The sequence below is a fragment of the Flavobacterium sp. W1B genome (assembly GCF_047344965.1).
Taxonomy (GTDB): Bacteria; Bacteroidota; Bacteroidia; order Flavobacteriales; family Flavobacteriaceae; genus Flavobacterium.
Window position 1 is genome coordinate 1701371 of record NZ_CP178845.1, and the last position, 13537, is coordinate 1714907.

Here is a 13537-nt window from a genome sequence, read left to right on the forward strand (position 1 = left end):
GTTATTGTCCAAATTGTTTTAAATGATGATCCAGATGCATGTATTGAAGTCGGTCCCAATCTTCAAAGGACATCTCTCCAAAAAAGGGATGTTTGTTTGATTTTATGGCTTTCTCACCAAGTTCTGAAAACTGCGTGATTTTGAAGATAAGCTCTTTTTTAGATTGCTCAAAGTCTATCGTCTCTTTTCTTATAAATTGAGGAGCTGTAGGGCTGCTTTTTTTGAATTCTCCGGCGCCTAAAATTTTATTTTTAAATAGTTTTCCCAATAGCGCAATTAGAAAGTTAGGTTTCAGTTTTAAATCTCCAAAAGCGACATCTATTGGTCCTTGACAATGAGATAGCATTTGTGCTGCATTCATTTTTCCCCATTGTGCTTGACTTTCAGGTTTTAATTTGTTGATTCTATCAATTAGTTCTAGGTTGTGGGTTTTGTTGTATATACTTTTCATTGCTGAGGTTGTTGCGATTTTTATAGTTTTGGTTTAGCCCTGATGGCAGTGAAAATCCTTTGCTTTTTATAAAAGCAAAAGATTGAAACGAACAGCAGGAAAGATGTTTTTTATGGAATTCTAATAGCTGTGCTCCTAAAAAACAGTCTCAAATTTATTATTTATTTCGTAAATTTGCATCACAATTTAAATATATCAAAATGGAAAATGGAATATATGCTAAATTCAACACCACACAAGGGTCGATTTTAGTAAAATTAGCTCATGATTTGACGCCAGGAACTGTTGGGAATTTCGTGGCATTGGCAGAAGGGAATTTAGAAAATAAAGTAAAACCACAAGGGACAAAATATTATGATGGATTGAAATTTCACAGAGTAATTCCTGATTTTATGATTCAAGGTGGTTGTCCACAAGGAACCGGAACTGGAGATCCAGGCTATAAATTTGACGATGAATTTCACCCAAGTTTGAAGCATGACAGACCAGGAGTTTTGGCTATGGCCAATTCAGGACCTGGAACTAACGGTTCTCAGTTTTACATTACTCACGTGCCAACTTCTTGGTTAGATGGGAAGCATACTGTTTTTGGACATGTTGTTGAAGGACAAGATGTTGTTGATGCTGTGGCTCAAGGAGATGTTTTGGAAACTTTAGAAATCGTAAGAGTTGGTGAAGAGGCTGAGAAATGGAATGCTATTGAGGCTTTTATCACTTTCAAAGGAGCTCGTAACAAACGCGATAATGCTATGAAAGCAGAAGCAGAAGCGGCAATGGAAAAATTAGCTGCTGGTTTTGAAAAAACAGAAAGCGGTTTGCGTTACCAATTCATCCAAAGAGGTGAAGGTAAAAAAGCAGAAAATGGAAAAACAGTTTCTGTTCACTATACAGGACAACTTCCTGACGGAAAGGTTTTTGATAGCTCTTACCCAAGAAAAAAACCAATCGAATTCCCATTAGGAGAAGGAAATGTTATTGAAGGTTGGGATGAAGGTATTGCTTTATTGCGTGTAGGTGATAAAGCTCGTTTCGTGATTCCATCTCATTTAGGTTACGGATCTCGTGGTGCTGGAGGTGTAATTCCACCAAACGCTACTTTGATTTTTGACGTTGAATTAATGGACGTTAAATAATAAGCAGTTATTAGTCAGTTTTCAGGCTGCTAAATGATAAACAGAAAATCCCAAAGTGAAAGCTTTGGGATTTTTTATTTTGGTAGTTTTCGATTCACTAAATTTTCCATTTAATATTACAGCCCATACTCGGTTTTTGATCTGGGTTGATAGTTCGGTTGTAAATTACGCCATCAATTGCACCGCGTAAATCATTTCCGCTTAGAGGAATTCCATTTCCAGGTCGGCTGTCGTCCAATTGTCCTCGATAGACTAATTTATCTTGGTTGTCAAATAAGTAAAAATCGGGAGTACAGGCTGCGTCATACGCTTTGGCAACTTCTTGCTTCTCATCATAAAGATAAGGAAACTCAAAATTATTTTCGAAAGCAAATTCGGTCATGAACTCAGGTGCGTCCTGAGGGTAATTTGCCACGTCATTACTTGAAATAGCAATTACACCTAGTCCTTGCACTCTGTAATCATTGGCGATCATAACAATCTCATTGATTATATGATGCACAAACGGACAATGGTTGCAGATGAATAGTACTAGTGTTCCTTTTTCGCCTTTTAAATCTGCAAAAGAAAAGGATTCGACGGAGTTGGTATCTTTCAAATAAAATTCGGGTGCAGTAGTTCCTAGCGGGATCATTTTTGAAGCAGTTTTTGACATTGAAGTTTTTCTGGTTTAAAGATTCAGCTAAAGTTAAGAAAAAAGGATTGGGTTTTAAATTTAAAAGCTAATTTTTGTCAGAAAAATATTTGATTTGCAATTTTAAACAAAAAAGATAAAAGCTGGATTTTGTTTTGAGAAATTGAATACCATTTATGTTTTCTATTTAGTCAAAATAAAATAAGGTAAAAAAAAACACCTTCATAAAATGAGGTGTTTAAAAGAGTTTGTAATTAGCTGTTTGTAGCGTTGTTTACAGAAATTATTTTTAGGTTTTTGATTCCGGCAGGCAATTGCCATTCCACCTCGTCATTTTCTTTAAAACCAATTATTGCAACGCATAAAGGTGCCAAGATGGAAACTTTTCCTTCTTTGAGATTAGATTGTGAGGGCATCACAATCTGAACATTCATTTGTTTTTTAGTGTTGACATCTTCAATTGTCACGTGAGAATTTATGCGAACGATGCTCTGATCGACAACATCGTCTTTGTTTATGATTGCGCGATCTAACTCTTGCGTAAGCAAAGCGATCTCTCTGATATTAGTACTGTCTTTTGCTTTTTTTGTCAATTCCCGAAGAATGTTGTAATCGGTACTTGTTAAAATAGGTGTTGGCTTCATGTTGATTTAGTTTAAGTTTACTTTTTCAGATTTAGTTATTTTTTCAAAATCGTTAAAAAACAATGTAGCAAAACTCTCGTTGGTTTTGTGATCAATTCTTCTGTAAAATACATTTGGAGTTATCGCTTTTGGACTGTCAAAACCACAAGCTCCTATGAATTCTGCGAAAGCTTTTAGCGTATTGTTGTGGAAATGAGCTACACGAACGCTTTTGTCTGTAATGTCTAATCCTTTATATAATGTTTTATCTTGAGTAGCAATTCCTACTGGACATTTTCCGCTGTCACATTGCAATGCTTGAATACAACCCAATGCAAACATCATTCCTCTTGCACTATAACATGCATCAGCTCCAAGTGACATTGCTTTTGCAATATCAAAACCAGTAATGATTTTTCCAGAAGCCATAATCTTTATTTGGTCTCTAAGGCCGTATTCTTTTAACACTTTGCTAGCAAATATAACTCCATCTGCCATTGCCATTCCCATATAATCAATAAATTCTAGTGGAGCAGCTCCAGTTCCTCCTTCAGCACCATCAATGGTAATAAAGTCAGGAACAATTCCTGTATCCTTCATTGCTTTAATAATATCAATGAACTCATCTTGTCGACCAATACAAATTTTAAATCCAACTGGTTTTCCATTAGAGAGTTTTCTCATCTTTTGCAAAAATTGCAATAATCCAACGCTATTTGAAAACGCTGTATGTCCCGCAGGAGAGTGCACTGCAATATGGGGCTTTATATTTCTAATTTTAGCTATTTCAGGAGTATTTTTTTCTCCTGGCAATAATCCACCGTGTCCGGGTTTAGCTCCTTGCGATAGTTTTAATTCAATCATTTTTACTTGTGGATAATTTGCTTTAACAGCGTATAATTCTTCTGAGAAAGAACCATCGTCGTTTCTACATCCAAAATACCCTGTTCCAATTTGCCAAATTAAATCACCACCTTCTAAGTGGAAATCACTAATTCCACCTTCACCTGTATTGTGTGCAAATCCTCCTATTTGAGCTCCTTTGTTTAAAGAAGAAATGGCAGTTTTACTCAATGCTCCATAACTCATGGCGCTAATGTTATAAATACTTGCGCTATAGGGTTGAAGACATTGTTCATTTCCAACTGTAGTTCTAAAAAACTGTTTGTCCGCTCTTTTTGGGTAAATAGAGTGTGCTGCCCATTCATACCCAATACGGTTAGGATCATCCTGCATACCGAATGAAATAGTTTGTTTTACGTTTTTAGCTCTCTGATATACAATAGAACGTTGTCTGCGATTGAAGGGTTTTCCATCTAATTCGCCTTCAAAAAAATACTGACGCATTTCTGGACGAAAAGATTCCAAGAAATACCTGAATCTACCTACAATAGGATAGTTCTTTTTAATACTATGGCTAGTTTGGAATGTATCCTGAACTAGTAAAATTATTAAAAATAATGGAATTATTAAAAATAAGTAATGGAGATTTCCTTCGTAAACTAATACACAACTGATTACTAAAAATGAAACGATAGCTAACCAAATAATTTGGTGTACTGCTAATTTTTTTAAAAACATATTTTTAAGTTTTTTAAATTAGATTTAGGCTTTAAAAAAGATGTTTTTAAAACCGCAGATTAAATGAATGATGTTAAGTAAAACCTTCGTCTCGAAGTAGTTTGTTTTTATATAGACGAAGGTCTAATTGACAAAGGCTTTTGAATGTGAAAATTTAGCGACAAGCACAAAATCCTCTTCAGAAAAAGAGGTACATGTTGGCGACATATTAGGAAAGGTTTTCATAAAGATTAAATTTCACAATGCAAAAATACACTCATTTTTTCATTTTCAATGGCTTTTTTTCTATTTATGTTAAATTTAGGATTATTTATCAGTCGAATCTTGCCTTTTTGATAAAAATAACTCCTTACATATTTTTTTCGGTTTTGGAATGTGTAGTTTTATACTTCAGAAAAAAATAAAGTAAAATGGAATTGACTTGGCAAGATTTTGAAAAAGTAGCCATGCATGTTGGAACAATCATTAATGTTAATGATTTTTCGGATGCCAGAAAACCCGCTTACCAACTTAGTATCGATTTTGGAGAAGTAATTGGAATTAGAAAAAGCTCTGCGCAAATTACCAAACGATACACTAAAGAAGATTTAATCAATAGACAAATTGTTGCGGTGATTAATTTTCCAAAGAAACAAATTGGCGGATTTATGAGTGAGTGTCTCGTGCTTGGGGCAGTAGGCGAAGAGGGCGATGTTGTTTTGTTAGCACCTGATTTTAAAATAGAAAATGGGCTTAGGATTGGCTAACAACAAGCTTTTGCTTTCTCATTTTTCAATAGGTAAATCTTGTTCTTGTCCCCATTCTGTCCAGGAACCGTCATAGACCGCTTTTGAGTTGTCGGAAATAAGTTCATAGGCAATCAAATCAATACAAGCCGTTACGCCCGAACCACAAGTAAACAGCAGATTTTTGTCCTGTTGAGGTAATATCTTTTTTAGTTCTTCTTTGGGTAAAAATTTACCATCCCTTAAAAGCTGGGTATAGGGAATGTTTATCGATCCGGGAATGTGCCCGCTTCTCAAGCCAACTCTTGGTTCTTCGGTTTCACCATGGAAACGGTCTGTGGAACGAGCATCTATAAGCAAGGCTTCTTTAGATTGGATGTTTTCTAAAATCTGTTCTTTTGTTTTAACTAATTGAGGATGGAAATGAGCCTCAAAATTTCCTTCCTTATAAGATTGTTTCTGTCTTTTTTCGGTAGGATAGGCTTTATTTGTCCAAGCAGGCAGTCCGCCATCAAGAACCCACACCTTTTTATGCCCCATAATTTTAAATAACCACCATGCTCTCGGACTAGAATAAATGCCCTTGGTGTCATAAACCACAATTTTGCTATTGTTGTTGATGCCCAGTTTTCGACAGGCCGATGCAAAGGCTTCAGGGCTTGGTAATGTATTGGGCAAGGGATTATTGGTGTCGCTAAATTTGTTTTTGATGTCAAAAAGTCGAGCATTTTTGATTTGGATATCCTGAGTAGGATTTTCCAAAATGGCATCGAGTATAATTAATTCAGGATCTTCAAGATGTTCGTGGAGCCATTCTACGGATACAATTGGGCTTTTCATGGTTTTTTATTTTAGTTGTGTTTTATTATTTCGTTTATTCCATTTCCAGATTTCAATCCAAAGTACAGAAATTGCACTGATAACCACACAAAATACAATTTGATGAAGTTGTAAAGGAAGTACAGTAAAGAAACGAGCAATAGGATCGATGTATAATATTAAGGCTAAGAAAAGGAATGTTAACGAATTAGCAAATACCATTATGTTGTTTTTGTTTTTCAGCGAAGAAAAAACCGAATAATAGAAGGAACGGTTTACAAGCGATAAAATAATATTCGAAAAAACTAAAGTAGTAAATACCATGGTTCTTGTCAGTTGTTCGTTAGCTCCATTTTGCACCGACCATTGGTAAACAAATAAAACTCCAATTGTGATTGCGATTCCTTGTATAATACTTATTCCCATTTCTTTTAACGATAAGAAAGTGCTGCTTAGCGGTCGGGGTGGTTGTTTCATGCTGTTTTTTTCGGCAGGTTCATTTTCATAAACGATGGAACACATGGGACCCATAACCAATTCTAGGAAAATTATGTGTACCGGAGTGAATATATCGGGGTAAATCCAACCAAAAAATAAGGGTAGAGAAACTGTCAGAATTATAGGGATATGGATGGAAACAATATATTGTACCGCTTTTTTAAGATTGGCATAAATACGCCTTCCGGCGGCTACTGCAACTATCATTTTGGATAAATCGTCATCAATCAGAATCAGATCGGCGGCATTTTTTGCAATTTCGGTGCCTTTTTTTCCCATCGCAACACCAATATTTGATGCTTTCAATGCTGGGCCATCATTTACACCATCACCTACCATTGCCACTACTTGACTGTCTTTTTTAAGGGCATTCACTACTGCGAGTTTGGCTTCGGGGAACATGCGAGTCAAAAGAGTGGTGTCGTGGATGGATTTTAACATTTTAATTTCGTCTAGTTTCATGATTTGGGCACCTTCCATTAGGGAATCAACATTTTTAATTCCCGCTTTTTCGGCAATGGCTTTGGTGGTAAGAGAGTTGTCTCCGGTTATGACTTTGACTTGGATTCCGGCTTCATAAAATTGTTGAATTACATCTTTGATATTCGATTTTGGAGGATCATAAAAAGTCACTAATCCTACAAAATGAAAAGAAATTTCCTGTTGGGTTTTTGGAAAATTGGCGCCTTCAAAATCAGAATAGCCAACGCCAAGAATTCGGTAACCTTGAGTTGATAAAGAATCAATCGTTTTAGATATTTCCTTTTTTTCTTCTGGTTTGAGGTTGCACACTTTTAGAATGGCTTCTGGACCGCCTTTGGCTGCAATAATCCTTTTACCATCTTTATTTTGGAAGATATGAGTCATCATGGGCGGTTTCCCATCGAGCGGATATTCATGAATCATAGAAAACTGCTCTCTGGTGTCGTTACTCACCGTTTTCTTGTATTCGTGATGCAGGGTTTTTTCCATCGGATCAAAAGGTACAGGTTCACTCGCCCACATGGCAGTTTCAATTACTTTTTTGGCTTCGGAATCATTCCAGTTTTCTTTTTCGTACAATTGCTTGGTGCTGAAAGCATAAACCGATTGGAGGCTCATCTTGTTTTTGGTAAGCGTTCCGGTTTTGTCGGTGCAAATTATCGTGGCTCCTCCCAAGGTTTCTACCGTTCTGATTTTTTTTACGATAACGCCTTCTTTCATCAAACGCCAAGATCCTAAAGCCATAAAGGTAGTAAACGCCACAGGGATTTCTTCGGGAAGTATGGACATGGCAAGAGTTAATCCTTTCAATAAACTAAGGAGTATGTCTTGTGTTTTCCAGAAATAAACAGCCCAGACTAATAGAAAAATAGTAATTCCAACGACAGCCATTCCTTTTACGAACTTTTTAATTTGAGTTTGTAAAGGTGTTGGTGTTTCTTTGATGTCTAGTAATGAGCTTCCTAATTTTCCAATTTCGGTATGGTGTCCAATTTTAGTAACCCGATAAATTGCCAGACCCGAAGCTACCAAGGTGCCACTGTATACTGTTTTGATATCTGTTTTCTCTGATTTGAAAACGGCATAGGCTTCACCGGTGAGAGAGGCTTCGTTCACCGAAAAATCATTGCTGTGTACAATTTCGCCATCAGCGTTGATGGTGTTGCCTTCTTCGGCAATGACAAGATCATTGATGACAATATCTTTCGTAGGAATACTTTCTGTTACTCCATTTCGTAAAACGGTACTTAGTGGTTCGTTTAGTTTCTCTAAGGTTTCGAGTGCTATTCGGCTTCTATTGTCTTGGTAAAAGGAAATTCCGGAAACGACAACTAATGCGGCCAACATAAAGTAGGCTTCATTGTTTTGTCCCATTATAAAATAAATAATCGCCACGGCAATCAATAATAACAGCATGGGGTCTTTGAATAAATCGAGAAGGGTCAGCCACCACTTGTATTTTTGCTTATGTATTTGTTCATTGGATCCAAACTGATCTCTTGAAGTTTGTACTTCAGCGTCATTCAGACCGATGATATTTTCGGGAATATTGATTTTTTTGGTCATTTTGATGCGATTGAAAGCTGTTACTCAAATATAAGATTTTTGATTTATTAAATGAATAACGATCTGTTTTGTAATGCTTAACTTCCTTGTTTTCTTTTTTTGGTCATTAAAATGAAATACAGCATAACTAAAAAGCTAGCAACTCCCGTTACTATAAAAGTAGCTTTGGCTCCAAATTGATACCAAATAATACCTGCTAGCGAACTGGCTAACATCGTAAAAATACTTTGAAAGGTAGAATAGGTGCCAATGGCTGTTGCAATGTCTTCCTTGTCAGAAATGTTACTGATCCAGGCTTTAGAAATTCCTTCTGTTGCTGCGGCATAAATTCCATAAAGAGAAAATAGGCCAATAAAAATAGGAATGCTGTGATTGAATCCCATTCCGAAATAGACAATAGAAAAAATCCCGATTCCTAAAATTAACATTTTTTTCAATCCGATTTTGTCGGCCAATATTCCAAGCGGGAAAGCAAATAAAGCATAAATGAGATTGTAAAAAATATAAATGCCAATAACTGCCGTATCGCTTAGTCCGGATTCTTTTGCCTTGAGTAATAGGAAAACATCAGAACTGTTGAAGAGCGTAAATGCCAAAAGTCCGATAACGACTTTGCGATACATAAGAGGGCTAGATTTCCAATAGTTTAAGAAAGAGAAAAAGGAGGTTTTATCTTTTTTTATTGCAATGGTTTTTCTTTTGTCTTTTAGAAGAAACGAAGCACCAACGGCTAAAAGACCGGGAATAAAAGCAATATAGAACAATGTTTTGTAGTCTTGCGGGTAGTAGTAAAGGTAGCTCAAAGCCAACGATGGTCCCAATACAGCTCCCAAGGTATCCATTGATCGATGAAAACCAAATATTTTTCCTTTGGTTTGTGGTGTTGCCTCTTCAGAAAGTATGGCGTCTCTCGCACCGGTTCGGATTCCTTTTCCCATACGGTCAATTGTTCGTGCAAAGAAAATCCAAAGCGGATAAATGAAAAAAGCCATCATGGGTTTGGAAATTGCGCTCAGCGAATAACCAATTTGCACAAAAGGAACTCTTTTTCCGGTTGCATCCGACTGTTTTCCAAAATAACCTTTGCTTAGTCCTGCCGTGGCCTCGGCAAGACCTTCAAGAATGCCAATAAGCACAATAGAAAAACCAATGGATTCTAAATAGATGGGCATTATAGGATACAGCATTTCGCTAGCCGTGTCCGTAAACAAGCTGACTAATGACAAAATCCAGACGGTGCGGCTTATGTTTTTCAAAATGGGTAGTATTGAAAGTTATGCCTTATAAATATAAATAAAAAGTCTGAAAGTTTATGATTTTAAGTGTTTTGTATGTTAAGGATGAGGTTTATTGCCTCAGTGAAACATTCTATTGTTTTGTACTTATAAAAAAAGTCCAAAAACCGAACGGTTTTTGGACTTTTTTGTTTTGTAAGTAAGTTTAATCTAAATGTTGATTAAATATCATCAAAATTAATATCTGTAAAACTTGATGTTTGTGGTAATATATCGTCTGCCATTACTTTTTCAGTGGCATATTCTTTTTTGAAATCTTTTTGGTGTCTTTCTGAGATTACTTCTTCTCCTTTATGGTTTAAAACATAAGAGGTCATGTCGTTAAGAATTTCTGCGAAAGCGGCAAAATCTTCTTTATATAAGTAGATTTTGTGTTTTTTGAAGTGAAACGATCCGTCTTCTTCAGTGAATTTTTTACTTTCAGTAATTGTAATGTAATAATCATCTGCTTTTGTAGCTCTCACATCAAAGAAGTAAGTTCTTCTTCCGGCACGTAAAACTTTAGAAAAAATTTCTTCTTTTTCTAACATGTCATTTTCTCTCATAATCCGTTCTCTCAATTAATGGTTGTTAAGTAGTAACCAAAAATCTTAAAAATATATGTATTACGCAACAATTATAGCATTTCTTTTTCTGAAAGTTGTTTTAAATACAGCGATGAATAATAGCCTTCTTGATTTATTAACTGATTATGAGAACCTTGTTGAATTATTTTTCCATCCTCTAAGATGATTATTTTGTCTGCGTTTTTTGCAGATGAAACTCTGTGGCTTACAATAATTGTAGTTTTATCTTTGCAAATGGCATTCAGGTTGTTTAAAATGGCTTCTTCGGTTTCTGTGTCAACAGCAGATAGGCAATCGTCAAAAAGTAAAATAGGTGGGTTTTTGATAATAGCTCTTGCGATCGAAACTCTTTGTTTTTGTCCGCCTGATAATGTAATCCCTCTCTCACCTAGAACAGTGTCGTATTGTTTGTTGAATCCGATAATATTATCGTGTATCACTGCACTTTTTGCCGCTGATTTTACTTCTTCGTCAGTTGCATTTTCTTTACCAAACTTGATGTTGTTTTTTATCGAATCTGAAAACAAGAAGGCATCCTGTGGAACAATTCCGATACTGTTTCGTAAATCGTAAAGATTTAAAGTACTGATTTCGTTTTTATCGATCTCTATTTTTCCATCTGTTACATCGTATAAACGGGAAATCAAGGATAATAGGGTCGATTTTCCAGAACCTGTTTTGCCTAGAATAGCCAGTGTTTCTCCTTTTTTGACCGTGAATGAGAGGTTTTGAATTGCTTTAATATTCGTGTCTTCATAGGTGTAACTTACATTTTCAAATACAATGGAGCCTTCAATAATAGACTGATTTGTGTTTTTATTTTTGATTTCCGGTTCAATTTTAAGGAATTCATTAAGGCGTTTTTGGGATGCTTCGGCCTCTTGAACCATAGAAGAAACCCAGCCCAATGAGGCAACAGGCCAAGTAAGCATGTTTACGTAAAGGATAAATTCGGCGATTGTTCCAATACTTTTAATCGTTCCGTCAATATATAATAAGCCTCCAAAATAAATAACGACCAAGTTGCTTATTCCTATAAGTGCCAACATTAAAGGACCGAATAACGATTGTACTTTTGCTAAATCCAAGCTTTTACTTTTGCTTTCATTGGCTAAGTCCGCCATGTTTTTCTGATGCTGATCTTCTAAAGAATAGGCTTTGATGACACGAACTCCGGAGAATATTTCCTGTGAAAAACTCGATACTTTGGATAAATATTGTTGAAAAACGGTACTCCTTTTATTGATTTCGGTACTCAATTTAAAGATTCCATAGGAAAGTAAAGGCAGGGGCAGGAGGGTGTATAGGGTCAATCGTGGCGATACATTATACATATATACAATCACAATTATAAATCGAATAACGGTGTTTATGCTGTACATCACGGCGGGCCCCACATACATTCTCACTTTTGATACATCTTCGCTGATTCGATTCATCAAATCGCCGGTGCGGTTTTTTTTGTAGAAATTCTGAGATAAATTTTCATATTGCCTGAAAACCTCATTCTTTAAATCAAATTCAATGTGGCGCGACATTACAATCAGGGTTTGTCTCATCAAAAAAGTAAGAAAACCGGCGACTATGGTGGTGGCTATGATTAATAATATATTGTAAATTAGTTCGTTTTGGATTACCGATGAAGCAATGGTTTTGTCTTTTGAAAAAGATTCAATTGCCTTAAACGATTGACTAATTAATTTAGGAGTGAAAAGGGAAAATATTTGTGCGATTATAGTGAATAAAATACCGAGTAAAAAATGGTATTTGTATTTGATGAAATATTTGTTTAGATAAAGTAATTCTCTCATGTTTTTAAGGTATTCTGTATTGAAATGCTGTTTCTTTTAGTCTGTTGTCGTTTTTTATACTGTTTTTAAAAACAAATATTTTGCTTCTAATTTGCCGAATAAGCGATTTTTTTTATCAAAAATAAAATATATGCTTTTTTTGCGTATTTTTGATTTGTCTTTTTGACAAATTCGTAAAACACTACTTTAAAAAAATACACTATGGATGCAACTTTCACAACAGGAAAGGAACTTCAAAAAATGGATCCCGTTTTTGGACAGTTATCATTTGACGATCACGAACAAGTTGTTTTTTGTAACGACAAAGATACAGGTTTAAAAGCAATTATTGGTATTCATAATTCGGTAATGGGACCAGCTTTAGGCGGAACCCGTATGTTTAATTATGCAACAGAATGGGATGCGCTAAATGACGTTTTGCGACTTTCTCGTGGAATGACTTATAAAGCAGCCATTACAGGCTTGGATATTGGAGGCGGAAAAGCCGTGATTTTAGGAGATGCAAAAACACAGAAAACTCCTGAATTGATGCGTAAATTTGGTGAATTTGTTCATTCTTTGAGCGGAAGATATATTACTGCTGAGGATGTGGGAATGGAAACCAGTGATATGGATATCGTAAGAGATGTAACGCCTTATGTAACCGGAATTTCGGAATCAAGAGGAGGATCAGGGAACCCATCACCTGTGACTGCTTATGGTGTTTATATGGGAATGAAGGCTTCCGCGAAACAGCAATTTGGCTCTGATATTCTATCGGGGAAAAAAGTATTGGTGCAAGGAATTGGTCACGTTGGAGAAACTTTAGTTGATTACTTAACAAAAGAAGGTGCCATTGTAACCATTGCTGATATAAACCAAGAGAAACTAAACGAAGTAAGCTCTAAATATAATGCACAAATATTTACCGGTACCGATTTGTATACTGCTGATGTAGATATTTATGCGCCATGTGCTATGGGAGCAACAATAAATGATGATACCGTTTATAAAATAAAGGCTAAAGTTATTGCGGGAGCTGCTAATAATCAATTGGCAAACGAAAATATTCACGGTGCTATCTTGCAAGAACGCGGCATTCTTTATGCTCCTGATTTCTTGATTAATGCCGGTGGGATTATCAATGTGTATGCTGAGATTGCTCATTATGACAAAGCAGAAATTATGCGTAGAACGGAGAATATCTACAATACAACTTTAGAAATTTTTGATTATGCCATTGCAAATGGAATGACTACGCATAAAGCGGCGCTTACCATTGCTCAGAATCGTATCGATCAAAGAAAAATAGAGAATAGTAAAAAATAGTTGGTTTTTTAATTCAAAATCAAAGTCACAGATTTCAGATACCA

12 protein-coding genes are annotated in these 13537 nt (G+C 35.7%); 3 read left to right on the forward strand and 9 right to left on the reverse strand.

Going from position 1 to position 13537, the window contains the following annotated elements:
• Nucleotide 1: 1 nt before the first annotated feature.
• Nucleotides 2-451 (reverse strand): DUF1569 domain-containing protein, encoded by a 450-nt coding sequence (locus tag ACMDB5_RS07380; RefSeq protein WP_413997623.1) that lies wholly within the window; start codon nt 449-451, stop codon nt 2-4.
• A gap of 200 nt (nt 452-651) precedes the next feature.
• Between ACMDB5_RS07380 and ACMDB5_RS07385 the strand changes: the two genes are divergently transcribed.
• Complete coding sequence (locus ACMDB5_RS07385; RefSeq protein ID WP_413997624.1) at nt 652-1584, forward strand: peptidylprolyl isomerase; 933 nt, start codon at nt 652-654, stop codon at nt 1582-1584.
• A 97-nt stretch (nt 1585-1681) separates the two neighbouring features.
• Here ACMDB5_RS07385 and ACMDB5_RS07390 read toward each other — a convergent pair whose 3' ends face one another.
• The 3 genes from ACMDB5_RS07390 to ACMDB5_RS07400 all read right to left on the reverse strand — a co-directional run bounded on the left by ACMDB5_RS07390 (nt 1682) and on the right by ACMDB5_RS07400 (nt 4422).
• A complete protein-coding gene (locus ACMDB5_RS07390) occupies nt 1682-2239 on the reverse strand; it encodes a thioredoxin family protein (RefSeq protein WP_413997625.1) in 558 nt (185 codons plus the stop codon).
• 233 nt (nt 2240-2472) lie between these two features.
• Nucleotides 2473-2862, reverse strand: a complete 390-nt coding sequence (locus ACMDB5_RS07395) for a GreA/GreB family elongation factor (protein WP_413997626.1) — start codon at nt 2860-2862, stop codon at nt 2473-2475.
• 6 nt (nt 2863-2868) lie between these two features.
• Nucleotides 2869-4422, reverse strand: a complete 1554-nt coding sequence (locus ACMDB5_RS07400) for an FMN-binding glutamate synthase family protein (protein ID WP_413997627.1) — start codon at nt 4420-4422, stop codon at nt 2869-2871.
• A gap of 410 nt (nt 4423-4832) precedes the next feature.
• Between ACMDB5_RS07400 and ACMDB5_RS07405 the strand changes: the two genes are divergently transcribed.
• Nucleotides 4833-5168 carry a tRNA-binding protein gene (locus ACMDB5_RS07405; RefSeq protein ID WP_413997628.1) on the forward strand — a complete coding sequence of 112 codons (336 nt, stop codon included), beginning with the start codon at nt 4833-4835 and terminating at the stop codon, nt 5166-5168.
• Between the two features lie 18 nt (nt 5169-5186).
• On the opposite strand, the gene ACMDB5_RS07410 is transcribed toward ACMDB5_RS07405, so the two are convergent.
• The 5 genes from ACMDB5_RS07410 to ACMDB5_RS07430 all read right to left on the reverse strand — a co-directional run bounded on the left by ACMDB5_RS07410 (nt 5187) and on the right by ACMDB5_RS07430 (nt 12185).
• A complete protein-coding gene (locus ACMDB5_RS07410; RefSeq protein ID WP_413997629.1) occupies nt 5187-5987 on the reverse strand; it encodes a sulfurtransferase in 801 nt (266 codons plus the stop codon).
• A 6-nt stretch (nt 5988-5993) separates the two neighbouring features.
• Nucleotides 5994-8513, reverse strand: a complete 2520-nt coding sequence (locus ACMDB5_RS07415; RefSeq protein WP_413997630.1) for a cation-translocating P-type ATPase — start codon at nt 8511-8513, stop codon at nt 5994-5996.
• Between the two features lie 77 nt (nt 8514-8590).
• Entirely contained in the window at nt 8591-9769 is a 1179-nt protein-coding gene (locus ACMDB5_RS07420; RefSeq protein ID WP_413997631.1) for an MFS transporter, read from the reverse strand.
• Nucleotides 9770-9969: 200 nt separating this feature from the next.
• Nucleotides 9970-10353: a PUR family DNA/RNA-binding protein gene (locus ACMDB5_RS07425; protein ID WP_414000370.1), complete on the reverse strand. Its 384-nt coding sequence runs from the start codon at nt 10351-10353 to the stop codon at nt 9970-9972.
• Nucleotides 10354-10424: 71 nt separating this feature from the next.
• Nucleotides 10425-12185: an ABC transporter ATP-binding protein gene (locus ACMDB5_RS07430; RefSeq protein ID WP_413997632.1), complete on the reverse strand. Its 1761-nt coding sequence runs from the start codon at nt 12183-12185 to the stop codon at nt 10425-10427.
• A gap of 201 nt (nt 12186-12386) precedes the next feature.
• Here ACMDB5_RS07430 and ACMDB5_RS07435 point away from each other — a divergent pair, with 201 nt between their 5' ends.
• Entirely contained in the window at nt 12387-13493 is a 1107-nt protein-coding gene (locus ACMDB5_RS07435; RefSeq protein ID WP_413997633.1) for a Glu/Leu/Phe/Val family dehydrogenase, read from the forward strand.
• Nucleotides 13494-13537 lie beyond the last annotated feature (44 nt).

What these genes read in the sequence shown, in the direction of transcription:
- ACMDB5_RS07380 (WP_413997623.1), bottom strand. Translation starts at nt 451, where the DNA reads ATGAAAAGTATATACAACAAAACCCACAACCTAGAACTAATTGATAGA.
- ACMDB5_RS07385 (WP_413997624.1), top strand. Translation starts at nt 652, where the DNA reads ATGGAAAATGGAATATATGCTAAATTCAACACCACACAAGGGTCGATT.
- ACMDB5_RS07390 (WP_413997625.1), bottom strand. Translation starts at nt 2,239, where the DNA reads ATGTCAAAAACTGCTTCAAAAATGATCCCGCTAGGAACTACTGCACCC.
- ACMDB5_RS07395 (WP_413997626.1), bottom strand. Translation starts at nt 2,862, where the DNA reads ATGAAGCCAACACCTATTTTAACAAGTACCGATTACAACATTCTTCGG.
- ACMDB5_RS07400 (WP_413997627.1), bottom strand. Translation starts at nt 4,422, where the DNA reads ATGTTTTTAAAAAAATTAGCAGTACACCAAATTATTTGGTTAGCTATC.
- ACMDB5_RS07405 (WP_413997628.1), top strand. Translation starts at nt 4,833, where the DNA reads ATGGAATTGACTTGGCAAGATTTTGAAAAAGTAGCCATGCATGTTGGA.
- ACMDB5_RS07410 (WP_413997629.1), bottom strand. Translation starts at nt 5,987, where the DNA reads ATGAAAAGCCCAATTGTATCCGTAGAATGGCTCCACGAACATCTTGAA.
- ACMDB5_RS07415 (WP_413997630.1), bottom strand. Translation starts at nt 8,513, where the DNA reads ATGACCAAAAAAATCAATATTCCCGAAAATATCATCGGTCTGAATGAC.
- ACMDB5_RS07425 (WP_414000370.1), bottom strand. Translation starts at nt 10,353, where the DNA reads ATGAGAGAAAATGACATGTTAGAAAAAGAAGAAATTTTTTCTAAAGTT.
- ACMDB5_RS07430 (WP_413997632.1), bottom strand. Translation starts at nt 12,185, where the DNA reads ATGAGAGAATTACTTTATCTAAACAAATATTTCATCAAATACAAATAC.
- ACMDB5_RS07435 (WP_413997633.1), top strand. Translation starts at nt 12,387, where the DNA reads ATGGATGCAACTTTCACAACAGGAAAGGAACTTCAAAAAATGGATCCC.